The sequence below is a fragment of the Haemophilus sp. HMSC066A11 genome (genome assembly GCF_001811665.1).
GTDB classification, from domain to species: domain Bacteria; phylum Pseudomonadota; class Gammaproteobacteria; order Enterobacterales; family Pasteurellaceae; genus Haemophilus; species Haemophilus influenzae.
In genome coordinates this window covers 18484-43502 of sequence record NZ_KV805851.1, presented here as the reverse complement: position 1 = coordinate 43502, position 25019 = coordinate 18484, and the positions used below count along the sequence as shown (strand labels likewise).

Below are 25019 nucleotides of genomic sequence, written 5' to 3'. Positions count from 1 at the left end.
ATTATTCCTTATCTTTTTGTTCGCTTAATACTTTCCATTTTAAACGATTAACTTCAACTTTACGCCCCAAACCGTTATAAAACACCATAGAGGGAATAGCCACTAGAATACCTAATGCAGTTGCTTTTAATGCTAAAGATAAGTGCAACATAATTACACTTGGATCAATGTCGCCACCGCCGTGACCGATTTGATAGAAAGTTAATAAAATCCCGATAACTGTACCAAGTAATCCAACATAAGGCGCATTTGCACCGATGGTAGAAATCACTGTCATATTACGGTTTAAATCAATATCTAATGCATGAATAGTAGAATAATGTGCCACGCTTACCTTTCTTAAAAAAAGATAACGTTCAATTACCATCGCAAGCATAATAATGCTCATCAGTAATAATAAACCGATGATAAAATAATCACTGTACTGTTGTAAAAAATCAAAAAGTTGTACCATTTTTTTTCCTTGTTATTTGAGAAATTTTTTTGAGAATATAATTGAGAATGAATTTCAATCATACGGGGGATTTTAGCAAAGGCTAAATAATGCGTAAACCTTGAATTGAAAAATTTATGAATTTTTTACCGCACTTTATGTGGAAAAGTGCGGTTATTTTTTGAAATATTATAGGGAACGAAGATAATCAATGATCATTTGATGATGGTCTTTTATCTTAAATTTATCAAATACTTGCATAATATTTCCGCTTTCATTGATTAAAAAACTAATTCGATGAATACCGTCGTAAGTTCTCCCCATAAATTTTTTTTCGCCCCATACGCCAAATTGCTCCGCAACTTGATGATCAGGATCAGAAAGCAATGTGAAATTAAGTTCTTTTTTCTCAATAAATTGAGCTAATTTTTTCGGGGCATCAGGACTAATACCAAGTACAACTAAACCTAGTGCATCTAATTCAGATTTACTGTCGCGCAATCCGCAGGCTTGTGTGGTACAGCCTGGAGTGAGAGCCTTTGGATAAAAATAAATTAAAACTTTTTTACCACGAAAATCATTTAAAGAAACAAATTTTTCTTGTTGATTTAATAAGGTAAAAGCAGGTGCTTGATTACCAACAGATAATGGATTCATAAAAAACTCCTTTAATGAAAAAAAATTTGCAAATTAACGTTATTTTAGCGACTATAACAAGTGAAACCAAATAATAAAATTAAAAACCGACGGAGGTTATATGTCAGCGCAAAATCCTTTATTTTCGGGTAGCATAGTTGCCCTTGTTACGCCAATGAATCATTATGGCGAAGTCGATTTTTCCTGTTTAGAAAAATTAGTAGAACATCATATTGAAGCTGGTTCTAATGCGCTTGTTTCTGTGGGTACAACGGGAGAATCCGCCACGCTAAGTATTGAAGAAAATGTAAAAGTCATTGAAAAGACTGTTGAATTTGCCAAAGGACGTATTCCTATTATTGCGGGAGCGGGTGCAAATGCGACGAGTGAAGCAATTACAATGACCAAATTATTACGAGACAGTGGTGTAGCAGGATGTTTATCTGTTGTGCCTTATTATAATAAACCAACCCAAGAGGGAATGTATCAACATTTTAAAGCCATTGCGGAATGTACTGATTTACCGCAGATTCTTTATAATGTTCCTATTCGCACAGGCAGTGATATGAAACCAGAAACAGTTGCTCGTTTAGCTGAAATTGAAAATATTGTAGGCATTAAGGAAGCAACGGGAGATGTTAGCCGAATAGTTAAAATTAAGCAGCTTGCAGGTAAGAATTTTATTGTTTTAAGTGGCAATGATGCAACAGGCTTAGAAGCAATAAAATTAGGTGCTGAAGGAGTAATATCAGTAACAAATAACATTGCAGCAAAAGATATGGCTGATATGTGCCGTTATGCACTTGCGGGAGATTTTGATAAAGCGGAAGAAATTAATGCTCGTTTAATGCGTTTGCATCACGACCTGTTCATTGAATCTAATCCAATTCCAGTGAAGTGGGCAGCTTATCGCTTAGGCTTAATTAAATCGCCACATTTACGCTTGCCACTTACAACACTTAGTGAAGAAATTCAACCAAAAGTAGAAGATGCGCTAAAAATCGCAGGATTGTTATAAAAATAAAGGGGTAAGTAATTACCCCTCACTTTTATGTATTATAGATCAGTAAAATAATCAAAAAGTGCGGTCAGAATTTATCAAATTTTCAATTTAGTTAAGGTTAATATATGAAAAAAATAATATTGAATTTAGTAACGGCTATTATTCTAGCTGGTTGTTCGTCTAATCCTGAAACCTTAAAAGCAACCAACGATTCATTTCAAAAATCTGAGACGAGCATTCCCCATTTTTCCCCTTTGGCTACTGGAGGTGTACAGTTACCAAAAGCTGATGATGCCTATTCATTACCTAATATTGAAGTGAAAAAAGGGGAAGATATTGATATTCGCCCACCATTAATCCCTCTCGCTATTATTCAAAATTCAATAACAAAATTTGATGGCGAACGTTCGTTGATTGTCTATCCAAAACAACAGGCAAAACTATATAATCTTCAGCAAGTTAAGCGTTTATTGAAAGATGAGGGTATTTCATCAACAACAGATGGTTCGATTTTAACAACTGATTGGGCAAAAACAGAACGAATTGGCGATAAATCTATAGAAATAAAATATCAAATAGAACAAGTTATGACAGCTGATGTAAGTGTGCTTACCGTATCTATTTTACATATGCGCCGAGATGGTATTATTTTTACACCAAATGTATCAGATAAACAATATTATACTTCGGAACGTTTAAATCGCATTGTTTTAACACTCACTACCGCGTATAACAAACAATTACAGGATTTATCAAGCACTTTAATTCAATAGGGGGCGTCATATAATAATTTCTCTAAAATAATAGATATTTAAACATGAGACATAGATCATTCTTTTGAAAATTACTCTGATATTTATCTTTAAAACACTTGAAAATCTAAAATAAGAACACTATTTTGTTATTAACTAGAATTTAAATCACGCAACAAAGAGGTAAATGCTATGACACTTAATATTACCAGTAAACAAATGGACATCACTCCTGCAATTCGTGAACACTTGGAGGAAAGACTTGCGAAGTTAGGTAAGTGGCAAACGCAGTTAATTAGCCCACATTTTGTTTTAAACAAAGTACCTAATGGATTTAGTGTTGAAGCCTCTATTGGCACACCCTTAGGCAATTTATTAGCCAGTGCAACTTCAGATGATATGTATAAAGCAATTAATGAAGTGGAAGAAAAATTAGAACGTCAGCTTAATAAACTTCAACATAAAAGTGAATCTCGCCGAGCTGATGAACGTTTAAAGGATTCTTTTGAAAACTAAATACTGTAGATAAAATCTAATCTGGCAGTCTTATTGTAAAATGATATGTCTGTCAGATTAATTTTAGATGAAACAATTAAATCACTAAAAATTGATGATCTTTAATAAAATATTAATAATATTTTATTAAATATAGATTAATTTAACCTATCGTGCACGGCGATGTAAACTTCAGTACATTCACGCTTATCCACTACAAGAACATAAACGACAACTTTATCTTCAATAACTTCATAAACTTAAACAATGCCCTACAGAGCGAAATTTTATTTTATAAAACACACCAAAAAATCTAAAAAACCGATCGGCAAATACGTATGAATTTCCTAAGCGTTTGATTAATTTTTTCTTAAATTGCTTTTAATAAAAATAGAGGCTAATGAAAGATACAGATTAAATTTATATTTTTTAACGAAATAGATATTATTTGACGGGATTAATGGCGGTGAGAAAGGGATTTGAACCCTTGATGCAGTTTCCCACATACACGCTTTCCAGGCGTGCTCCTTCAACCACTCGGACATCTCACCGTAAAAGGTGAGCAAACTATAAAGATTTACTCTGGTTTAGTCAAGTTTTTTACTCTAAAAAATAAAAATCTTTAAAAGATTAGTTAAAAAATAGGCAATAAAGCTATTGATCTAATCCAGAGTTAGAAGAAATTAATAATTATTAAAACAGTTGATTTTTAATAGATGCCATATATTAATTTATCTTTTATTCTCTTTCTTAACCTTTTTATTTTAATTAAAAAAGGGATTTTCTCAAAATGATCATACCAAGATGATGGTATATCAATAATTTTATCCATTTCTTTTAAAAGTAAATTTCCTATATGACAATTTAAGTGACTGCATTTTTTGTGCCAAAATTTATATGGACCACAATAATGAGAAATAACTATTGGCATTTTTACGTGTAATAAATTTTTCTTTTTAATCAAACCTCGATCCGTTGGTGTAAAATTAAATCTATTATTAATAAATTTTACTTTTCCTTTACAGATACCATTTAGAATATCTTGATCTTGGTATTTCATAACATTATTGTATTTATTCATCCAATTTATTGATTTTTGGAAAATATTTTCTTCTTTCCATTTATTTAAATTAATTAATAATATGCCCGCATTAAAATAAAAATCTCCTTCTAAACCAATTGTTTTTTTATAAGCTTCATTTTTTACATCAATAAAAGTATCTCGACATGCTGCCAAATAATAGTTCGTTATATCTATATTCCAAAGTTCTTGAAGTGAAGAGTTTGTTAATGTGTCCACATCAATATAAATAGCTTTTTCTATATTCTTTATGTATTTAGTTAAATTTAGTCTAGCGTAAGTAGCTAAAGATATATAATCTATTGTTTTTGGAAAGTTTTGAAAATCTGACTCACAAACTGGCAAGAAAAATACTTTACAAGAATATTCGCTTGCTAAATTATTTATTATGGTCTTATTTTCCTGATTTATTTTCATATCAAGAATATAAAAATTTATTTTTTCAGGTGTGTTTTTAATAATGCTAAAAATACTTACAGCTAAATAAGGTGCATAATAGTTGTCAGATGAAAATATAATATTCATCGTCTGACTGACAGTCTGTCTGTCTGTCTGTCTGTCTGTCTGTCATGAAATTATCTCTGATTAACGTGTGAATTATTATTTTTTGGGTTATTTTTTTGATAGATTAAATAATTTTATTTACTTTATAATTTACTTTTTAAAACACTCAATGCCTTTGCTCGATGAGAAATTTTTTTCTTCTCAACCGTTTCTAATTCAGCAAATGTGCAACCTTGTTCTGGGCTAAAGAATAAACTGTCATAACCAAAACCATTTTCGCCTTTTTCTTCAAAACCAATCACGCCACAACACTCACCTTCGGCGATAATTGGCGATGGATCCGTTGGATGTTGTAAAAACACGATACAACTCACAAATTTGGCTTGGCGTTTATCTTGTGCAACATGAGCAAGCTCTGCCAATAATTTCTCACGGTTTTTAGCATCATTGCCCTCTTCACCAGCATAACGTGCAGAATACAGACCTGGCGCGCCATTAAGTGCGGAAACCACCAAGCCAGAATCATCCGCAATAGCAGGTAAACCTGATTTCTCTGAGGTATAGCGCGCTTTTAATAACGCATTCTCAACGAAAGTTAAGCCTGTTTCTTCTGGGCTTTCAATGCCTAAATCTGTTTGTGCAATCACTTCAAAACCAAAATCAGATAGGACATCAGCCATTTCTTTTACTTTTCCTTTATTGCCTGTAGCAAGTACAATTTTTTGTTTCATAATTAGTCCTTTTATTGATGATAAGCTGCCGTTAAGTCAGCCCAGTTTTGCTCGGTAAATTGAATATTCATTCGTCCAACTTCTTTTTCGAAGGAACGTTTTAAACGGTTCAGATTTTGCACTTTCCAAAAATCTCCTAATTTTTCACCGCACTTATCAAAATCGAGTAACCAACATTTTTGCCCTTGTTCAGTCTGTTGAAGCAAAATATTGTGTGCATTCAAGTCAGTATGGCAAATCTGTAAATCATGTAGTTTTCGAATCAAACGACCAATTTGCCTCCAAATTTCTTTTGGCAATGTTTGTGTTTGTAAAAGTGCGGTTAAATCCTGCGCGTTTTCGATTTTCTCGGTCAAAATATCCGCTTGATAGCAAATACCTAACTTGCCTTTTTGAATACGTGCGGCAATGGGTTTAGGCACAGGCAAACCTGCTTCATACAAACGTTGCAACAAATGAAACTCAGCAAAACTACGGGTAGTGTCAAGAGCAGAAAAACGATACCGATCTTTGTTCAGTTTACCCCAAAGTCCACCGCGATAATAATGACGCAACGCACAATTTACGCCAAACCAATCTTCCGTTTGCAAGAAATAAGTCGTCCCTCGACCTTTTGCACTTCCTATCACTCGTTCTTGTTTTTGCCAAAATTCCGCTTGGAAAAACTCGGTTGCTTGCTCAAAAGTGCGGTCAAAATTAAAGATAAAATATTGGTTATCTTGTTGGAATTGGTTCATTAGAACGTTGTTATAAATAGAAAATGGGGTCATTCTACTTTAAAATAGGCACAAATTAAATAATAAAGGAATGCCAATGCCACTTTTTACCAAAGCTCCAAAATCCCTTTGTATTCTCCGATTGTCAGCGGTAGGCGATGTTTGCCACGCCTTAGCTGTGGTTCAGCACATTCAGGCATATTATCCCCAAACAGAAGTGACTTGGATTGTAGGCAAAACCGAAATGGGTTTGCTTTCGGGTATTCCTAATGTCACGCTCATTCCTTATGATAAAAAAACAGGATGGAAAGGCGTTTTATCACTTTGGAAACAACTAAAAAATAAGCAGTTTGATGCGCTATTAAATATGCAAACAGCATTTCGTGCATCAATCCTTTCTTTAGGAATTAAAGCAAAATTCAAAATTGGATTTGGAGAAAAACGTTCTCGCGAAGGGCAATGGCTATTTGTAAATCGTCGTATCAGAGATCCTTTTTCCCCTCACGTATTAGATGGATTTATGGCTTTCGCTGAATATATTGGCGTACCGAAAGCAGAACCGAAATGGGAATTAGCTATCTCACAAGATGATTATAAATTTGCCGATCAATTTATTGATTTTTCTCGTAAAAATTTATTGATTTCCCCTTGTTCTAGCAAAGCAGAAAAAGATTGGCTAATCGAACGTTATGCAGAAATTGCCAATATTGCCCATCAGCATAATATCAATGTGATTTTCTGCAGCTCGCCAGCCAAACGTGAATTAGAAATAGTCGAAAAAATTACCGCACTTTGCCACTTCACACCAACCAATATTGCAGGAAAAACAAACCTAAAACAGCTTACCGCTTTAATTTCTAAGGTTGATCTAGTACTTTCGCCAGATTCTGGCCCTGCCCATATTGCGACAACACAAGGTACACCCGTTATTGGCTTGTACGCCTATCACAATCCTTTGCGTACTGCACCTTATAATAATTTAGATAACGTGGTATCAGTATATGAAGAAAATGCCCAAAAAGAATTTGGCAAACCCTCTTCTGAACTACCTTGGGCAACCAAACTAAAAGGGAAAAATTTGATGGCAGAGATTCAAGTCGAACCCGTTATTGAACAAATGAAAAAATTAGGATTATTTTGAAAAAATGATCTGCATCTCAAAAGTTAGATGGTTAAGTTAAACGTTTTAATATAGCCAACTTGAAAGTTGTTTTTGGAAAGTAAGAGCTTTATTTTTTAAGTTAAAAATCAATAACTTGTTGTTAAATTAGTTTATATTTAGTCATAAAAATCTATACCTTAATCTCTTGCTTATTTAGTCCAATTTTTGCAGGTACAGATTGAAATCCAAAATTAGTTTAAATTTTACGCTACTAAATGCAAATGATTATAACTAAACTAGTTGATTATTATTATTATTATTATTATTATTATCGCCGTTATCCTCTTTTTAATTATTATAATAAGGAAAACAGATGCGATTTTCTAAACTTTCCCTTGCAATTGCTACAACCTTAGTGACAGCAAATGTGCTAGCACAATCCACTGAATTAGACTCTATCAACGTTATTGCGACACGAGATCCAAGTAGGTTTGCTTATACGCCAGAAAAACAATCTAAAGATAGTCTTCTTTCTAAGCAAGCGACTAGTGTTGCAGCTGCGTTACAAGACATTCCAAATGTTGATGTTAGAGGCGGTTCGAGAAGCATTGCTCAAAAACCTAATATCCGAGGGTTAAGTGATAATCGTGTTGTGCAAGTCATTGATGGCGTGAGACAAAATTTTGATTTAGCACATAGAGGTTCTTATTTTCTTCCAATGTCACTTATTCAAGAAATTGAAGTAATCAAAGGGCCAAGTAGCTCCTTATGGGGTAGCGGTGCATTGGGTGGTGTTGTGGCAATGCGTACGCCAAATGCTTTAGACTTATTGAAAAATAATGACAAATTCGGAGTTAAAATTCGCCAAGGTTATCAAACTGCTAATAATTTATCGGAAACGGATGCTTCTGTATTTGCGGCAAATGACAAATTCGATGTTCTTATTAGTGCTTTTTATAATAATGCGGATAATTTACGCATTGGTAAAGGCAACAAGCTGAATAATACAGCCTATAAACAGTTTGGGGGCTTAGCAAAATTTGGTTGGCAAATTAATGATGCGAACCGTGTGGAATTATCCCACCGCGAAACTCGTTTTAAACAAACAGCACCAAGCAATAATGAGGTGGAAAACGAACTTACCAATGAACAAATTACAGATCAAATCAAAAAGTTCCACGGATCAAAAGACGATCTTCCTCCTACAACACAACCATCACCATCAGAAACATTAAAGTTTTACTCTGGCGTGAAAACACGTTTAGGTAGTGTCAGTTATTTAACTGATCAACAAATTCCTGATCAAAGCACGGTATTTAACTATTATTTAACGCCAGATAATCCTTATCTAAATACGCATATTGCGCTATACAACAATAAAACTATTGAGAAAGAACAGCGTAAAGTCAGTGGTGTGAAAGATCAGACTAAATTAACTACCCGAGGTATAAATTTACGTAATTCTTCCGAATTATCTCACATTTCCTTTGTTTATGGGGTGGATTATATGCGAGATAAAATCCGTACCGAACGAGGCATGAACGATAAAGATGCGAAGTTTCGAGCGGAACCCTATAATGCGAATTCAAACACTACAGGCGTTTATTTAATCGCTCATATTCCGCTATTTGGGGAAAAATTGCTAGTTTCGCCAAGTGTACGTTATGACCACTACGATACCTCAAGTAAAACTGTAAAATACAAGGATAATCATTTATCTCCTGCCACAAAATTAACTTGGATAGTGACCAATTGGTTAGATTTTACTGCCAAATATAATGAAGCTTTCCGAGCACCATCTATGCAAGAGCGGTTTGTGAGTGGTGCTCACTTTGGGGCAAGTATTATTGGAGGTCGAGAGGAAATCAATAAATTTATAGCAAATCCAAATTTGCGCCCTGAAACAGCGAAAAATAAAGAAATTACCGCAAATCTACATTTTGATAGTCTGTTTAAACAAGGCGATAAATTCAAAATTGAAGCGACTTATTTCCGTAATGATGTGAAAGATTTTATTAACTTAAAAATATTTAATGATGCAAAGACAAATACAAATGGAGCATTGTTGCCAAAAAATTCCCAGTATCAAAACATAACTAATGCCCGTTTAAGCGGTATTGAGTTGCAAGCTCAATACCAAACAGAACGTTTAACACTGTTTACTAACTATGGCAGCACCAAAGGTAAAGATAAAGATAGTGGCGAAGCTTTATCAAACATTGCCGCAAGCAAAATCGGCGTAGGGGTAAATTATGCTTTAGTAAAAGACAAATTCACGGTGGGAGCGACAGTAACCCATTACGCTGCTCAACGCCGAGTGCCTAAAGATCATGGTGTTACCTACCCAAGTTATATACTGACCGATCTTCGTGCTACCTATGCGCCATTAAAAGGCGAATGGAAAAACCTGCGTTTAGATTTTGCACTGGAAAACTTGTTTGATAGAAAATATCAACCCGCGTTTAGTTTAATGGAAGGCACTGGTCGTAATGCGAAAATTAGTGCGGTTTATAGCTTCTAAATTTACTTTGGAAAACGCCCTAAAGCTGTTTTCCCTCAATTTTTGTAATTTTATCAATTAATAGGACATAAGGAATGAAAATGAGACCTCGTTATTCTGTTATTGCAAGTGCGGTCAGTTTAGGCTTTGTTTTGAGTAAATCAGTGATGGCATTAGATCGGCCAGATACTGGATCATTGAACCGTGAACTAGAACAACGTCAAATTCAATCAGAAGCCAAACCTAGTGGCGAATTATTTAATCAAACGGCAAATTCGCCTTATACTGCACAGTATAAACAAGGACTGAAATTTCCACTTACGCAAGTACAGATTTTAGATCGAAACAATCAAGAAGTCGTCACAGACGAGCTTGCACATATTTTAAAAAATTATGTAGGAAAAGAGGTATCGCTGTCAGATTTAAGTAATTTAGCAAATGAGATCAGCGAATTTTATCGTCATAATAATTATTTAGTGGCAAAAGCAATTTTACCACCGCAGGAAATTGAGCAAGGTACGGTAAAAATTTTGTTACTCAAAGGTAATGTAGGCGAAATACGCTTGCAAAATCACAGCGCATTAAGCAATAAATTTGTATCCCGTCTCTCTAATACAACAGTGAATACGTCCGAATTTATTTTGAAAGATGAGTTAGAAAAATTTGCTTTAACAATAAACGATGTTCCAGGGGTAAATGCTGGTTTGCAACTCTCCGCAGGCAAAAAAGTCGGCGAAGCGAATTTACTGATTAAAATTAACGATGCAAAACGTTTTTCTAGTTATGTTTCAGTAGATAACCAAGGCAACAAATATACAGGGCGTTACCGTTTGGCTGCAGGGACAAAAGTCAGTAATTTGAATGGCTGGGGCGATGAATTGAAACTGGATTTAATGAGTTCTAATCAGGCTAATTTAAAAAATGCTCGTATAGATTATTCCTCTTTAATTGATGGTTATTCTACGCGTTTTGGTGTAACTGCTAACTATCTCGACTACAAATTAGGTGGTAATTTTAAATCATTACAATCTCAAGGGCATTCCCATACCTTAGGGGCTTATTTGTTGCACCCAACAATCCGTACACCAAATTTTCGTTTAAGTACTAAAGTGAGCTTTAATCATCAAAACCTTACGGATAAACAACAAGCGGTTTATGCGAAACAAAAACGGAAAATAAATAGTTTAACTGCAGGGATTGACGGTTCTTGGAATCTTATTAAAGATGGGACAACTTATTTTTCATTATCTACCTTGTTCGGTAATTTAGCGAATCAAACTAGTGAAAAACAACAGTATGCAGTAGAGAATTTTCAACCAAAATCGCATTTTACGGTATATAACTACCGCTTGTCTCACGAGCAAATTTTACCAAAATCTTTTGCTTTCAATATTGGTATAAACGGTCAGTTTGCCGATAAAACCCTTGAAAGCTCACAGAAAATGTTGCTTGGTGGTTTGTCTGGAGTACGTGGACATCAAGCTGGTGCGGCTTCTGTGGATGAAGGGCATTTGATACAAACAGAATTCAAACATTATTTACCAGTCTTTTCCCAAAGTGTGCTAGTTAGTTCATTGTTCTATGACTATGGTTTCGGGAAATATTATAAAAATAGCCAATCTCTCGCACAAAGCGTGAAAAATAGCGTGAAATTACAAAGCGTTGGTGCAGGACTTTCTTTTTCAGATGCTGGCAGCTATGCCATCAATGTCAGTGTCGCCAAGCCGCTTGATAACAATATTAATAATGCCGATAAACACCAATTTTGGCTTTCTATGATTAAAACTTTCTAAGGAGGTATGCTATGTATAAATTAAATGTAATTTCTCTTATCATTTTGACCACTTACACTGGTGCGACATATGCCTCTACACGGGATTTGCCACAAGAGGGTTTGCCACAAAATCACAAGGTAGTTGTTGGGGAGGCAGATTTTTCTCAAACTGCAGATAAAATGACGATTACTCAAAAAAAACCAACAACTCAAATAGAATGGCATAGTTTTGACATCGGCAAAAATAAAGAAGTGGAATTTATACAGCCTAGCGAACATGCTGTGGCATATAACCGTGTAATTGGCGGCAATGCTAGTCAAATCCAAGGGAAATTGAAGGCAAACGGTAAAGTTTATTTAGCAAACCCTAATGGGGTTATTATTACCAAAGAGGCAGAAATTAATGTAGCTGGTTTATTTGCAACAACCAAAGATTTAGAGCAAATCAGTGAAAAGGGCAATGGCAATAGCAATAGCTATCAATTTACCCGTAAAACAAAAGATGGTCAGGTGCCAAAAGAAGGTCAGGTGGTAACAGAAGGTCAAGTTATCAATAAAGGGAAAATTAAGGCGAAAGATTTCGTGGTACTTAATGGCGATGAAGTTATCAATGAAGGGGAAATTGACGCTACAAACAATGGCAAAGTATATTTATCCTCAGGCGATAATTTTACATTTACCTTATTACCAGATAGCGGTATAAGTGTGGCACTAGAAGATAATGCAGTACGGGGTATTGTTAAAAATGAAGGGATTATTAAAGCAGGGGACATTACGCTAAATGCAAAAGGGCGTAATCAAGCATTAGATAGCTTGGTTGTGAATAATGGTGTGTTAGAAGCAACTAAGGTTAGTAATAGAAACGGCAAGGTTGTGTTATCTGCTGGCAATGTTGAGTTGAATAATAAAAGTGATATTAAAGGGGAGATAGTTACTTTTGGGGCTGATGTTACCTCAAATAAGGAACTTAAAGACAATATAAAAATCACTTCTCAAACTGGCTCAAAAGTTACCTCGCCTAAAATCGACTTTAAAGGCAAAAGCGTTAATATCAATGGTAACTTTGGACGTGACGATGGTACAAAGCACTATAGCGATGAGCATAAAAGATTAAATACAGAAGTTAATATTGACGTGCCAGACAATGAAAATATTCGTATTGCGGAGAAAGAGAAAGAGAAAGAGAAAGAGAAAGATAAAACGGGTACGGGTTCATTTATACAAACAGATGCGTTAAGTTCATTACTAGCTAATAATGGAAAAGTGAATCTTAAAGGAAAGGACGTTAATATTTCAGGAAATATTAATATAAATTCCTTTAAAGGCTCAGATTCGCTATTAAAGCTAACTAACCAAGGTCATATTAATATCAATAATGCGGATATTAATTCAACAGGTCGTTTATTTTTTATAACCAGTTTGCAGAATGAGAAAGATTCTCAATCAGATATTACCATTACTGACAGCAAAATAAATCTTGGTAACGGAGCTATGGGATTGGGGCGTAGTATCAATAAAGACAACTGTGATCACCCAAGATGGTGTAGAACGGAAATCACACAACGCAAGAAGTTTGATGTTCATATGCGTAATGTAGTATTTGATCAGGTTGATGATGTGGTTGTAGCAGGTGGATTTAAAAAAGTTAATTTAGATCACATCGTTGCCACAGGACAAACGAATTTTTACATTGATGGGGGGGTATCCCGTAATAATTCAAGATATGAATACGGTGTGTTAGATTTAGACAAACGTACGCAGTTATCGGAGTTAGATCAACGCAAACGCCGTTGGAAATATTACAATGATTTAGATTTAGATATGAATAAAGCCTATTGGCATCGTTTTGATATGTTTGCCACTAAAAATACAGGGCGAACAGCTATTAAAGATACAGAAATTAATATTTCTAACAGTAATATTAATCTGAAAAATGGATTTGTACATTTACTGGCAGAAAAAATTAACTTAGATAAGAGCAAGATTGATATTACTTTTGATAAAGATAATTCAGAAGATATTTCAACTCAAATTAACCGTTTAGGAATGAATGGTAAAGTCTCAATGGTAAACTCACATATTAAAATCGTGGGCGATGAGAAAAGCGATATATCTGCAAAAGCACCTTATGCTACGATGTTTTTAATCGGGGAATTAATAGGGGAAAAAAGTTCTATTTTTGTGAAATCTCATCAGGGTTACACCTTTAGAACTGATGGCGATACAAAAATTGCAGGTAAATACAGTAAAGATGACTTGAAAATTACCGCAATTAACACTGGAGGAAGAACTGGGAAAGAAGTGATCATTAATGGTGCGCCTGGCTCAATTGATAATGATGCGAATATTGCCAATATGGCATTTACTATTGGTGATAACGCAAATACCAAAACAACCATTGAAAATGCTGACATCACTGCCTTAGCACCAAACGGTGGGACAGCTTATTTAAGCTCCAAAGGGGTAGAAATTGAGGTAAAATCAAATTCAAATTTCACATTCTTTGAACTTCCTCGTGAGAAAAACTTTAATCAAACAAAAATTAAAGGCGATTCTACCAAACTCAGTGAACGTAGTTTTGCTAGACTTTATGACAAAATTAACGGTGTGCGAGCCAGCAACTTGTCTGCTGAGCAATTGAATGTTACGGACTCAAGCGAAAAAATCATTAATACAAAGTTAGTGAGTAGCTTAGATGTTGAAAAACTTGTTTCTGTTGCAGTTTGTGATGCAGGTAACGGTTGCGAAGAACAACAATTCGGCGATAAAGGTAATAATACTAAAGTGAGTGTTGGAGAGTTAGAAACTGAACAATAACTATTCAGAACACAAGGTAAAAGCATAAAGCCAATCTGACAGACATCAATTAAATTGCATGCCTGTCAGATTTCTTAATAGCCACTATCGCTACATTATTTTAAACAACCACGAACAATCAATACGCCAACATTTCGAGCTTGCGCGACGGCTTTTGGTTTACTCAGTTTAATTTTTAATCCTTGAAGTTGATAACGTGACTCAAGCAAATCCGCCACTTCATAAGCCACTCGCTCAATCAGCAAGAAAGGTTTACTTTCCACATAATCAATAATCGCTTGGCTCACTTCAGCATAATTCAAACAATATACAACATCATCCGTTTCTGCCGCTTGTTTACAATCCCAAGCCATTTCTAAATCAAACACAAGTTTTTGTTTTATTTGCTGTTCCCAATCATATACACCGATTTGTGCAAAAACAGTCAATTCTTCAATAAAAATGCGATCCATAAGGTTTCCTCTAAAATTATTGTAGGCGTATGCTATCAATTTTGGGTAGAATAACGAACAGTTTTTCTTGCTGGAGTGCAAAATGAGCCTTTTCGCCCTTTTTTATATGCTTTTTGCCTATCTTTTAGGCTCAGTTTCCAGTGCGATTTTAATTTGTCGCATTGCAGGCTTGCCAGATCCACGTCAAAATGGTTCACACAACCCTGGGGCGACAAATGTGTTGCGCATTGGAAATCGTAAGTCTGCCTTGGCGGTGCTTATTTTTGATATGTTAAAAGGGATGATTCCTGTATGGGCAGGGTATTATTTAGGTCTTACTCAATTTGAATTAGGAATGGTCGCACTTGGTGCTTGTTTAGGGCATATTTTCCCAATTTTCTTTCAATTTAAAGGTGGCAAAGGTGTTGCAACTGCCTTTGGGGCAATCGCACCGATTTCTTGGGCTGTTGCAGGTTCAATGTTTGGTACGTGGATCTTTGTTTTTCTTGTTAGTGGCTATTCTTCATTAAGTGCGGTTATTTCTGCATTACTTGTGCCTTTTTATGTGTGGTGGTTTAAACCTGAATTTACTTTTCCTGTTGCACTGGTGTGTTGCCTATTAATTTATCGTCATCACGATAACATTCAACGCTTATGGCGTGGTCAAGAAGATAAAGTTTGGGCTAAATTTAAAAAGAAATAAAAATTTTACCGCACTTTTCTAAATTTCCACTGGAGTTTCCTGTGTATACTAAAGGTTCCGTTTCCACCCGTATTGCGAAATATTTATTTATCATTCTTATCGTTGCTGGTGTGATTAGTTCTCTGAGTTTGGCAATTATGAGCAGTAATAAATATGATGCCGAAGCCATTAATATTTCAGGTTCTTTGCGTATGCAAAGTTATCGCTTACTTTATGAAATGCAAGAACAACCAGAAAGCGTGGAAACGAACTTACGCCGTTATCATATAAGCCTTCATTCATCTGCTTTACTAGAAGTTCAAAATCAATTTTTCACACCGAATGTATTAAAACATTCCTATCAAAACATTTTGCAACGTTGGACGAACATGGAAAAATATGCGCGCCAACAGGATGTAAAAAACTATAGTAAGCAGCTTACTAACTATGTGGCAGATGTTGATTATTTTGTGTTTGAACTACAACGTTTTAGTGAGCAAAAATGGATTTTAGGCGTTTCAGTATTAGGTTTTGCGATGTTGTTAATTTTGCTGATGGTGTCTTATGTGATTTGGTACACAAACCGAGAAGTTGTGAAACCTTTGCATTTAATGACAAAAGCCAGTATGCAAGTGCAAATGCGTCAATTCAATCATATTCCACTTGACACAAGGAAACAAAACGAACTTGGCACACTGGCTCGCGTATTTACACAAATGTCCACAGAACTGGGACAGCTTTATTCGCGTTTAGAAGAAGCGGTAAACGAAAAAACGCAAAAGTTGCGTCAAACTAACCGCACTTTAAGCACTCTTTATCAAAGTGCTCAACTTCTGAATACAAACACAATTAACGATAAAATTTTAAATCAAGTTTTGAATTACATTTTTATTAGCGATCATTTGAACTTCGTTAAAGTGGAAGTGATGGGGGCTGAACATTGGGATATTACATTGGGTAAGCAAGATGCTAATAATGAACTACAAATCGAAACCCTTTCTGTGGATAACGAAGAATTAGGTGTACTCTCTTGGCAAGCAGGATTACCTTGTCCAGATCCCCGAATTATGCAAAATTTAGCGCAAATGCTTGCTCGTGCGCTTTATTTCCATAAAAATTTACGTCAGAAAGAACAGATTTTATTAATGGAAGAACGCTCAATTATTGCGCGAGAGTTGCACGATTCTTTGGCTCAAGTCTTATCATTTTTACAAATTCAACTTACTTTGCTCAAACATAACCTGAAGAAAGAAGACGAACAATCAAAAGAAAAGAGTTTGGCAATTATTGCCAATTTTGAACAAGCCCTTTCTGGTGGTTATGCGCAGTTACGTGAGCTTTTAGCCACTTTCCGTTTAACTATACAAGAAGCGAATTTACAGCTTGCACTAAAACAAGTGATTGATTCATTACGCTCGCAAACAACAATGCAAATGAATGTGAATTGTCAATTACCCTCACAAAGTTTGAACCCTCAACAGCTGGTTCACGTTCTGCAAATTGTACGTGAAGCCACCACCAATGCGATCAAACATTCTCAAGGCACGGTAATTGAAATTAGCGCAAGAATTAATGCGGAAGGCGAGTATGAAATTTTAGTTGAAGATGATGGGGTTGGCATTCCAAACCTTGAAGAGCCTGAAGGGCATTACGGCTTGAATATTATGGCGGAACGTTGTCGTCAGCTTAATGCACAATTGCATATTCATCGCAGAGAGCAAGGCGGCACACAAGTCAAAATTACCTTGCCACATACATTATATTAGGACATCAAAATGCAAAATTTACAACCTTTTCACACTTTCCACATTCAGTCTAATGCTCGTGAAATTATTGAAGCACATAGTATCGAACAGCTACAACAAGTGTGGGCTCATTCTAAATCAGAAAATTTACCCACTCTTTTTTTAGGTCAAGGAAGTAATGTTCTATTTCTAGATGATTTTAATGGCATCGTGATCCTTAATCGTTTAATGGGGATTACGCACGAACAAGATGCAAATTTTCACTATCTTCACGTCAATGGCGGGGAAAATTGGCATAAATTGGTGGAGTGGTCTATTAATAATGGTATTTATGGCTTAGAAAATCTGGCTCTGATTCCCGGTTGTGCAGGCTCTGCCCCCATTCAAAATATCGGTGCTTATGGCGTTGAATTTAAAGATGTATGTGATTATGTGGAGGTACTTAATTTAAATACGAACGAAACCTTTAGACTCGACACAGAACAATGTGAATTTGGTTATCGTGAGAGTATTTTTAAACATCGTTATCAGCAAGGTTATGTGATTACAGCGGTTGGATTAAAGCTCACAAAAAATTGGCAGCCTATTCTAAAATATGGTTCGCTTGTAGAGTTCGATCCGAAAACGGTCACCGCTAAACAAATTTTTGATGAAGTCTGTCATATCCGTCAAAGCAAATTACCAGATCCCAATGAAGTGGGTAATGCAGGGAGTTTCTTTAAAAATCCCGTTGTCAGTTTAGAACATTTTGAAAAAATCAAAAAACATCACGAAAATCTACCGCACTTTCCACAGGCAGATGGCTCAGTGAAATTAGCGGCAGGCTGGCTGATTGATCAATGCAATCTTAAAGGCTTTCAAATTGGCGGTGCAGCCGTTCATGAAAAACAAGCATTAGTATTAATTAACAAAAGCAGGGCAACAGGACAAGACGTGGTCAAACTCGCCCATCACGTTCGCCAAACTGTTGCAGAAAAATTTGGTGTATCTTTACAACCTGAAGTCCGCTTTATCAGTGCAACTGGCGAAGTAAATAGCGAGCAAATTATCACGTAATTTTATAAAGTAAGGATATAAACAATGAACTTTAAAGAAATTTTAGAAATCTTGCCCAAAATCGATCATCTAACGGGTTTGAACGTGATGAATGGAGAAACTATTATCCATAACATTCCTGCGATACAAGGTAAATTAGGTTCGCTTCGCCTTTATAATGCGTTGGCTGAAAAATTTAACGGAAAATTAAACCGCACTTCCGCACAACAAGGTGTTGAATGGTTTGCAGAACACGTAGAAGATGCTAAAGCAAATCCAGGCAAACATCCGAATATCGATCTACTATTCAAAGTCATTGATGAAAATCTTAATTTAACTTTAATTCCACTTTGCTAATTAATCAGAATTATTTAAAAATAATTGAACTTTCAATTGATAAAATCTGTCTTATTAACAAATTGGTTCAATAAGATAGCTTATTGTGCTATAACTAAGTACATTGATTGGCAAAAGCCAAAATAAAGAAGGGAAACGATGGATAAAGAAACACAAATGATGTTAGTTCCTCAAGGCAGTATCGAAGGTTATATTCGTGCAGCAAATGAATATCCGATGCTGACCGCAGAGGAAGAAAAGGAATTGGCAGAACGTTTGTATTATCACGAGGATTTAGATGCAGCGAAAAAACTCATTTTGTCGCATCTTCGTTTCGTGATCCACGTGGCGCGTGGCTATTCTGGCTATGGTTTACCACAAGCTGACTTAATCCAAGAAGGCAATATCGGCTTAATGAAAGCGGTTAAACGTTTTAACCCTGAAGTTGGTGTACGCTTGGTGTCATTTGCTGTGCATTGGATTAAAGCAGAGATCCACGAATATGTTCTTCGTAACTGGCGTATCGTAAAAGTCGCAACCACGAAAGCTCAACGTAAATTATTTTTCAACCTACGTAAAACTAAACAACGTTTAGGTTGGTTCAATGAAAATGAAGTTGATATGGTCGCAAATGAATTGGGTGTTTCCAAAGAAGATGTGATCGAAATGGAATCGCGTATGAGCGGTGCGGATGTCGGTTTTGATTTACCTACTGATGATGCAGAAACAGAGACCTATTCTCCAGCCCTTTATTTGGAAGATAAAAGTTCTAATTTCGCAGCAGCGCTTGAAAATGAAAACTTTGAAAGCCAAGCAACCGAGCAATTAGGTGCGGCGCTACAAAGTCTAGATGCACGTAGTCAGGATATTATCAAAGCTCGTTGGTTAGATGATAACAAAGCTACATTGCACGACTTAGCGGCAAAATATAATGTCTCTGCGGAACGTATCCGTCAATTAGAAACTAATGCACTGAAAAAATTAAAAAGTGCGGTGAATTTTTAAATAATTTAGAAAAAGAAAACCTGCTGATTAGCAGGTTTTTTATTTATCATTTAACCGTAATTTCAAATCTTCAGCAGTTTGGCAGGTCTTAATCTTATCAAACACTTGGTTCGCCTCATCATATTCCTTATTCAAATAACGTAACCATTGTTTAATTCGTGCCACATGATAAAAACCACTGTCATATTCATTTTCAACATTAGCATATTTTTGCAAGATTTTTTGAATCTCATACCAAGGCATTTTTTCTGCATTTGATTTCAGAACATGACTTAAATTCGGAATATTCAACGCGCCTCGTCCTACCATTAAATCCTGACAACCTGTTTGAGATAAGCAATCTTGCCCATCTTGCCAATGCCAAATTTCTCCGTTAGCAATAACTGGAATGGATAAACGCTCTCGGACTTCGCTAATTTTTTTCCAATTAATTCGATCAGCACGATAACCATCAGCTTTTGTGCGTCCATGAACTGTAATTTCGGTTACGCCGCCTTGCTCTACCGCATCAGCGATTTCAAAGGCTTGAGAAATATCATCCCAACCTAACCGCACTTTTACACTAACGGGAAATTCACTTGGCACGGCTTGGCGTAAGGCTTGAGTGGCACGATAAATCAATTCAGGCTGTTTCAATAATGCCGCACCACCATTGCTGCCATTCACTGTTTTAGAAGGGCAACCACAATTTAAATCAACGCCATGAGAGCCAAGATCGATCGCACGAATCGCATTTTCAGCAAGGCATTCTGGATGCTGCCCTAGCAACTGCACTCGCACAGGCGTACCAGAAGAAGTAAAGCCCTGATTTTTTAATTCAGGGCATAAACGATAAAATACTTTTTCAGGGAGAAGTTGATCAACTACGCGAACAAATTCTGTTATACATAAATCGTAGTCATTCACTTCGGTGAGAAGTTCACGTACAAAGGGATCTAAAACCCCTTGCATAGGCGCAAGAATAACACGCACTATTTCCAGCCTTTTGCTTTACAAATTAAATCGTAAGCGGCTTGAATCTGTTGAGTTTTTTCTTTTGCCATTTCCATCATTTCTGGCGGTAAACCTTTCGCCACGAGTTTATCTGGATGGTGTTCATTCATTAAACGACGATAAGCACGCTTAACCGTGCTTTGCTCATCGGACTCAGTCACACCCAATACTTTATAGGCATCATTTAAAGTTGGGCCAGAAGCATGTTGGTAACCACCACTATTTTGTTGTTGATATTGGTAGCCACCTTGATATGCACCTTGTTGATATTGCTGATAGAAACCGCCTTGAGTAAAAGCTCGAGCAGCCATTTCCATCGCAATCATTTGTTCAAATTGCATACGAGAAAGACCAAGTTCTTCAGCGATCACATAAAGCACTTCTTTCTCATTTTCGTGAAGTTCTGAATCGGCAAAAGCCGCTTGAACTTGCACTTGTAAGAACATTCGCAATAAATCAGCACGTTGCCCACAACCAATGCGAAATTCACGGATAACTTGGCGAATTGGGAAATCAGATTCTTTACCACGACGAAATGCATCTTGCGCTAATTTACGCCCTGCATCATCCAGTTTAAGCTGAATCATTAATTGATTAGCTAATTGGATATCTTCTTCTGTTACACGCCCTTTCGATTTACTTAAATGTCCTAACACCGCAAAGGTGGTTTGCATAAACAAGTCTTGACGCGTTGTTTTCTTTTTAAAGAAACTAGAACTTACCGAGCCAAGTTCATACAATTTTTTATCTGCAATAGAACCTAAAATGAGCCCAGCTATCGCACCAAAAAATCCACCAACTTTCCAACCTAAAAATACGCCTATAATTTTTCCAATAAATCCCATTCTTTCCCCTGTTAAGCCAAAGTGCGGTTATTTTTATAATGTTATTTATAATGATGACAAAAATTTATTTCTCAAGTTTTATACGCCAAATTCGGCACGATAAGCACGCATTTCTGGCAAATGGCTACTGTATCGAGGATCTTGTTCGATAAATTGCATCAAATCATCTAAATCAATGATTGATAGCACTTGGCATTGATAATCACGTTCTACTTCTTGAATTGCTGAAAGCTCGCCTTTTCCTCGTTCCTTACGGTTTAGAGCGATCAATACCGCCGCAAGCTCTGCCTGATTTACACTGATTAATTCCATAGATTCACGAATTGCAGTGCCAGCCGTAATCACATCATCCACAAGCAAAATTTTTCCTTGCAATGGGCTACCAATTAAATTGCCGCCCTCTCCGTGATCTTTCACTTCTTTACGATTAAAACACACGGGTTTATCAATACCATAACGATTAAATAACGCCACCGAAACTGAAGTGCCAATTGGAATACCTTTGTAAGCAGGGCCAAAAACCACATCAAAATCTACCGCACTTGCTTGAATTGCCGCAGCATAAAACTCGCCTAAACGTGCTAAATCTGCCCCCGTATTGAACAAACCCGCATTGAAGAAATACGGACTTTTACGCCCCGATTTCAAAGTAAACTCGCCGAATTTCAATACATTTCGGCTTAAAGCAAATTCGATAAAATCGCGTTTATATTGTTCCATTTTTTAACTCCTATAAACTGTGTTTATAAGCCTAGCGCTTCACGTTGAGCAATGAAAATTTGATTACAGCCTTGTTTCGCTAAATCTAATAATGTTAATAATTCTTCATGGCTAAATGGCTCGCCTTCTGCAGTGCCTTGCACCTCAATCATGCGACCATCTTCCATCATCACAACATTCATATCGGTTTCCGCTGCAGAATCTTCCACGTATTCCAAATCACAAACAGCTTGCCCATCAACAATCCCTACAGAAATCGCCGAAACTAGCCCTTTAATGGGGTTGGTTTTTAACGTGCCATTCTCAATTAAACTGTTGATCGCATCACATAATGCGACTGCAGCACCAGTAATGGATGCAGTTCGTGTGCCGCCATCCGCTTGAATAACATCGCAATCTAAAGTAATCGCACGTTCACCCAGTGCTTTAAGATCCACCATGGCGCGCAAAGAGCGGGCAATTAAGCGTTGAATTTCCATTGTGCGTCCGCCTTGTTTACCTTTAGCCGCCTCACGTTGCATACGACTATGTGTTGAACGTGGCAACATTCCATATTCAGCCGTTACCCAACCTTGCCCTTGTCCTTTTAAGAAACGTGGTACAGCATCTTCCACTGTTGCAGTACAAAGCACTTTGGTGTCCCCAAATTCAACAAGCACGGAACCTTCAGCGTGCTTGGTGTAATTACGGGTAATTTTAATTTGGCGGGGTTGATTATTTTCTCGATTATTTGGACGCATAATTATTCCTTGATATGGTTTCTAACGATGTAATAAAAAAGCGTACTATTCTAGCACGCTTTGATTTTTATTTTTGTTAAAATTCACTAAGATATTGATTATTGATAATAAAAAAGCAAGGTGCTTTACCTTGCTTTATTAATTTGGTGGAGATAATCGGGATCGAACCGACGACCTCTTGAATGCCATTCAAGCGCTCTCCCAACTGAGCTATATCCCCATAAAAGACAGCGACATGATAAAATTTGACTATGTGGCTGTCAATACGATTTTATTATGTGTTTGTTATCCGATTAAATATTAAGCATTTTGTGCATGAATAAAATCAATAGCACGCTGAATACGCGCAAGTACGCGATCTCTGCCGATACCGACTAGGGTAACATCCATTGATGGCGATTGACCAGAACCTGTCACCGCGACACGTAATGGCATACCAACTTTACCCATGCCCACTTCTAGTTCAGCAGCCGTTTGCTCAATGGCTTCGTGAGTAGAATGTAAATCCCAGCTAGAAAGTGCGGTTAATTTTTCTTTCACTTTTGTAAGCGCTTCAGCAGCATTGCCTTTGAAATGTTTTTTCGCTGCGGCTTCATCAAAGGTTTCAAACTCTTCAAAGAAGTAGCGGCTTGACCTTGCCATTTCTTTTAAGGTTTTGCAACGTTCCGCAAGCATGGAGACAATATCAGTTAATGCAGGACCATTGCTTGTATCAATGCCTTGATCTTTGTAATGCCATTCAAGGTGTTTAGCCACATATTCTGGCGGTAATTCACGGATATAATGTTGATTCAACCATTGTAATTTTTCGGTATTAAATGCGCTAGCTGATTTGCTAACATGATCTAATTCGAAATAGTTGATCATTTCTTCGCGACTGAAAATTTCTTGGTCGCCATGTCCCCAGCCTAAACGCACAAGATAGTTAATTAAAGCTTCTGGTAAGTAACCATCATCACGATATTGCATGACGCTCACTGCACCATGTCGTTTAGAGAGTTTTTGACCATCATCGCCATTAATCATAGAAACGTGTGCATAGGTTGGAATTGGGGCACCAATCGCTTTTAAAATGTTAATTTGACGAGGCGTGTTGTTGATATGATCTTCGCCACGTACAACATGTGTGATACCCATGTCCCAGTCATCTACAACTACACAGAAGTTATAAGTTGGAGAACCGTCTGTGCGGCGAATAATAAGATCATCAAGCTCACTGTTGCTGATTTCAATACGGCCACGTACGGCATCATCAAATACTACCGAGCCTTCAGTTGGATTTTTAAAACGTACAACATGGGGTTCATCAGGTGAATGGTTGTGATCGTGTAAGCAGTGACGGTCATAACGTGGTTTTTCTTTATTTTGTTCTTGAGTATGACGAAGTTCTTCTAAGTGTTCTTTAGTACAATAACAACGATATGCTAAGCCTTGTTCAATCATTTCATCGATCACTTGGTTATAACGATCAAAGCGTTTAGTTTGGTAATAAGGGCCATGCTCCCACGGAAGATTTAACCATTCCATGCCTTCAATAATGGCAGCAGTAGCTTCAGGTGTTGAACGCTCTAAATCAGTGTCTTCAATTCGTAATACAAATTCACCGTTATTATGTTTTGCGTATAACCAAGAATAAAGTGCGGTACGTGCGCCACCTACATGTAAATAACCTGTAGGGCTAGGAGCAAAACGAGTACGCACTTTTACATTTGGATCTAAATTAAAAGGAGCATCTAGTTTCATTTTTATAACCTATCTTCAATAAAATATTAGTCGTCATTCTACTACGACTTGTTTGACTTCTAAATAAAAAAGCGGATTTTATGCTTATTTTTACGACAATTAAACAAAATTTAGTAAAAAGGTATTGACTGAAAATGCATTCTCCCTATAATGCCAACCCACAACATTAAGGGCGATTAGCTCAGTTGGGAGAGCACCTC

The 25019-nt window shown here is 36.4% G+C and carries 23 protein-coding genes and 2 tRNA genes; 12 read left to right on the top strand and 13 right to left on the bottom strand.

The features are described 5' to 3' along the window. Nucleotide 1: 1 nt before the first annotated feature. Together exbB and bcp are read right to left on the bottom strand one after the other, a co-directional pair. The gene (exbB, locus tag HMPREF2813_RS00770) at nt 2–454 is read right to left on the bottom strand and encodes a TonB-system energizer ExbB (RefSeq protein ID WP_005648856.1); all 453 of its coding nucleotides are present in this window, start codon (nt 452–454) and stop codon (nt 2–4) included. 168 nt (nt 455–622) lie between these two features. Beyond that, the gene (gene bcp, locus HMPREF2813_RS00765; RefSeq protein WP_005668209.1) at nt 623–1090 is read right to left on the bottom strand and encodes a thioredoxin-dependent thiol peroxidase; all 468 of its coding nucleotides are present in this window, start codon (nt 1088–1090) and stop codon (nt 623–625) included. A gap of 100 nt (nt 1091–1190) precedes the next feature. Between bcp and dapA the strand changes: the two genes are divergently transcribed. From dapA to hpf, 3 genes are all read left to right on the top strand, one after another. Beyond that, nucleotides 1191–2087: a 4-hydroxy-tetrahydrodipicolinate synthase gene (dapA, locus tag HMPREF2813_RS00760; protein ID WP_005663978.1), complete on the top strand. Its 897-nt coding sequence runs from the start codon at nt 1191–1193 to the stop codon at nt 2085–2087. A 110-nt stretch (nt 2088–2197) separates the two neighbouring features. Continuing rightward, nucleotides 2198–2845, top strand: a complete 648-nt coding sequence (gene bamC, locus HMPREF2813_RS00755) for an outer membrane protein assembly factor BamC (protein WP_005668207.1) — start codon at nt 2198–2200, stop codon at nt 2843–2845. A 171-nt stretch (nt 2846–3016) separates the two neighbouring features. Further along, entirely contained in the window at nt 3017–3340 is a 324-nt protein-coding gene (gene hpf, locus HMPREF2813_RS00750; protein ID WP_005653397.1) for a ribosome hibernation-promoting factor, HPF/YfiA family, read from the top strand. A 440-nt stretch (nt 3341–3780) separates the two neighbouring features. Here hpf and HMPREF2813_RS00745 read toward each other — a convergent pair. From HMPREF2813_RS00745 to HMPREF2813_RS00730, 4 genes are all read right to left on the bottom strand, one after another. After that, a tRNA-Ser gene (locus HMPREF2813_RS00745) sits at nt 3781–3870 on the bottom strand. A 158-nt stretch (nt 3871–4028) separates the two neighbouring features. Next, on the bottom strand, nt 4029–4925 hold the full coding sequence (locus HMPREF2813_RS00740) for a glycosyltransferase family 8 protein (RefSeq protein WP_044509703.1): 897 nt from the start codon (nt 4923–4925) through the stop codon (nt 4029–4031). Nucleotides 4926–5047: 122 nt separating this feature from the next. After that, nucleotides 5048–5635, bottom strand: a complete 588-nt coding sequence (gene rdgB, locus HMPREF2813_RS00735; protein ID WP_020909975.1) for an RdgB/HAM1 family non-canonical purine NTP pyrophosphatase — start codon at nt 5633–5635, stop codon at nt 5048–5050. An 11-nt stretch (nt 5636–5646) separates the two neighbouring features. Further along, nucleotides 5647–6372 carry a 3-deoxy-D-manno-octulosonic acid kinase gene (locus tag HMPREF2813_RS00730; RefSeq protein WP_020909974.1) on the bottom strand — a complete coding sequence of 242 codons (726 nt, stop codon included), beginning with the start codon at nt 6370–6372 and terminating at the stop codon, nt 5647–5649. Between the two features lie 76 nt (nt 6373–6448). Between HMPREF2813_RS00730 and HMPREF2813_RS00725 the strand changes: the two genes are divergently transcribed. The 4 genes from HMPREF2813_RS00725 (at nt 6449) to HMPREF2813_RS00710 (ending at nt 14544) form a co-directional block, all read left to right on the top strand. Further along, the gene (locus HMPREF2813_RS00725) at nt 6449–7492 is read left to right on the top strand and encodes a glycosyltransferase family 9 protein (protein ID WP_005668198.1); all 1044 of its coding nucleotides are present in this window, start codon (nt 6449–6451) and stop codon (nt 7490–7492) included. Nucleotides 7493–7826: 334 nt separating this feature from the next. Continuing rightward, nucleotides 7827–9974, top strand: coding sequence for a heme/hemopexin-binding protein HxuC (gene hxuC, locus HMPREF2813_RS00720; RefSeq protein ID WP_005668196.1), 2148 nt, complete (start codon nt 7827–7829; stop codon nt 9972–9974). A 74-nt stretch (nt 9975–10048) separates the two neighbouring features. Next, complete coding sequence (gene hxuB / locus HMPREF2813_RS00715) at nt 10049–11746, top strand: heme/hemopexin-binding protein HxuB (protein WP_020909973.1); 1698 nt, start codon at nt 10049–10051, stop codon at nt 11744–11746. A gap of 11 nt (nt 11747–11757) precedes the next feature. Then, nucleotides 11758–14544 (top strand): filamentous hemagglutinin N-terminal domain-containing protein, encoded by a 2787-nt coding sequence (locus HMPREF2813_RS00710; protein ID WP_005668192.1) that lies wholly within the window; start codon nt 11758–11760, stop codon nt 14542–14544. Nucleotides 14545–14639: 95 nt separating this feature from the next. Here HMPREF2813_RS00710 and folB read toward each other — a convergent pair whose 3' ends face one another. Then, complete coding sequence (gene folB, locus HMPREF2813_RS00705; RefSeq protein WP_005668190.1) at nt 14640–14996, bottom strand: dihydroneopterin aldolase; 357 nt, start codon at nt 14994–14996, stop codon at nt 14640–14642. Nucleotides 14997–15078: 82 nt separating this feature from the next. Between folB and plsY the strand changes: the two genes are divergently transcribed. From plsY to rpoH, 5 genes are all read left to right on the top strand, one after another. Then, nucleotides 15079–15678: a glycerol-3-phosphate 1-O-acyltransferase PlsY gene (plsY, locus tag HMPREF2813_RS00700; protein WP_005656208.1), complete on the top strand. Its 600-nt coding sequence runs from the start codon at nt 15079–15081 to the stop codon at nt 15676–15678. Between the two features lie 41 nt (nt 15679–15719). Next, the gene (gene narQ / locus HMPREF2813_RS00695) at nt 15720–17423 is read left to right on the top strand and encodes a nitrate/nitrite two-component system sensor histidine kinase NarQ (RefSeq protein WP_005668188.1); all 1704 of its coding nucleotides are present in this window, start codon (nt 15720–15722) and stop codon (nt 17421–17423) included. A 9-nt stretch (nt 17424–17432) separates the two neighbouring features. Then, nucleotides 17433–18458, top strand: coding sequence for a UDP-N-acetylmuramate dehydrogenase (gene murB / locus HMPREF2813_RS00690; protein WP_070646924.1), 1026 nt, complete (start codon nt 17433–17435; stop codon nt 18456–18458). A 24-nt stretch (nt 18459–18482) separates the two neighbouring features. Further along, the gene (locus HMPREF2813_RS00685; RefSeq protein ID WP_005668897.1) at nt 18483–18794 is read left to right on the top strand and encodes a DUF2322 family protein; all 312 of its coding nucleotides are present in this window, start codon (nt 18483–18485) and stop codon (nt 18792–18794) included. Between the two features lie 138 nt (nt 18795–18932). Then, a complete protein-coding gene (rpoH, locus tag HMPREF2813_RS00680; RefSeq protein WP_005663931.1) occupies nt 18933–19778 on the top strand; it encodes an RNA polymerase sigma factor RpoH in 846 nt (281 codons plus the stop codon). Nucleotides 19779–19817: 39 nt separating this feature from the next. Here the strand turns inward: rpoH and dusC are convergent, their stop codons facing one another. The 6 genes from dusC to gltX all read right to left on the bottom strand — a co-directional run bounded on the left by dusC (nt 19818) and on the right by gltX (nt 24819). Next, nucleotides 19818–20750: a tRNA dihydrouridine(16) synthase DusC gene (gene dusC, locus HMPREF2813_RS00675; protein WP_014550493.1), complete on the bottom strand. Its 933-nt coding sequence runs from the start codon at nt 20748–20750 to the stop codon at nt 19818–19820. Further along, complete coding sequence (djlA, locus tag HMPREF2813_RS00670; protein ID WP_005686695.1) at nt 20750–21616, bottom strand: co-chaperone DjlA; 867 nt, start codon at nt 21614–21616, stop codon at nt 20750–20752. The genes dusC and djlA overlap by 1 nt, the downstream gene beginning before the upstream one ends. Nucleotides 21617–21694: 78 nt before the next feature. Beyond that, nucleotides 21695–22336: an orotate phosphoribosyltransferase gene (gene pyrE, locus HMPREF2813_RS00665; RefSeq protein WP_014550492.1), complete on the bottom strand. Its 642-nt coding sequence runs from the start codon at nt 22334–22336 to the stop codon at nt 21695–21697. Between the two features lie 23 nt (nt 22337–22359). Then, nucleotides 22360–23076 carry a ribonuclease PH gene (gene rph / locus HMPREF2813_RS00660; protein ID WP_005663925.1) on the bottom strand — a complete coding sequence of 239 codons (717 nt, stop codon included), beginning with the start codon at nt 23074–23076 and terminating at the stop codon, nt 22360–22362. A gap of 144 nt (nt 23077–23220) precedes the next feature. Beyond that, nucleotides 23221–23296, bottom strand: a tRNA-Ala gene (locus HMPREF2813_RS00655). 80 nt (nt 23297–23376) lie between these two features. Continuing rightward, a complete protein-coding gene (gltX, locus tag HMPREF2813_RS00650) occupies nt 23377–24819 on the bottom strand; it encodes a glutamate--tRNA ligase (protein WP_005686698.1) in 1443 nt (480 codons plus the stop codon). Nucleotides 24820–25019 lie beyond the last annotated feature (200 nt).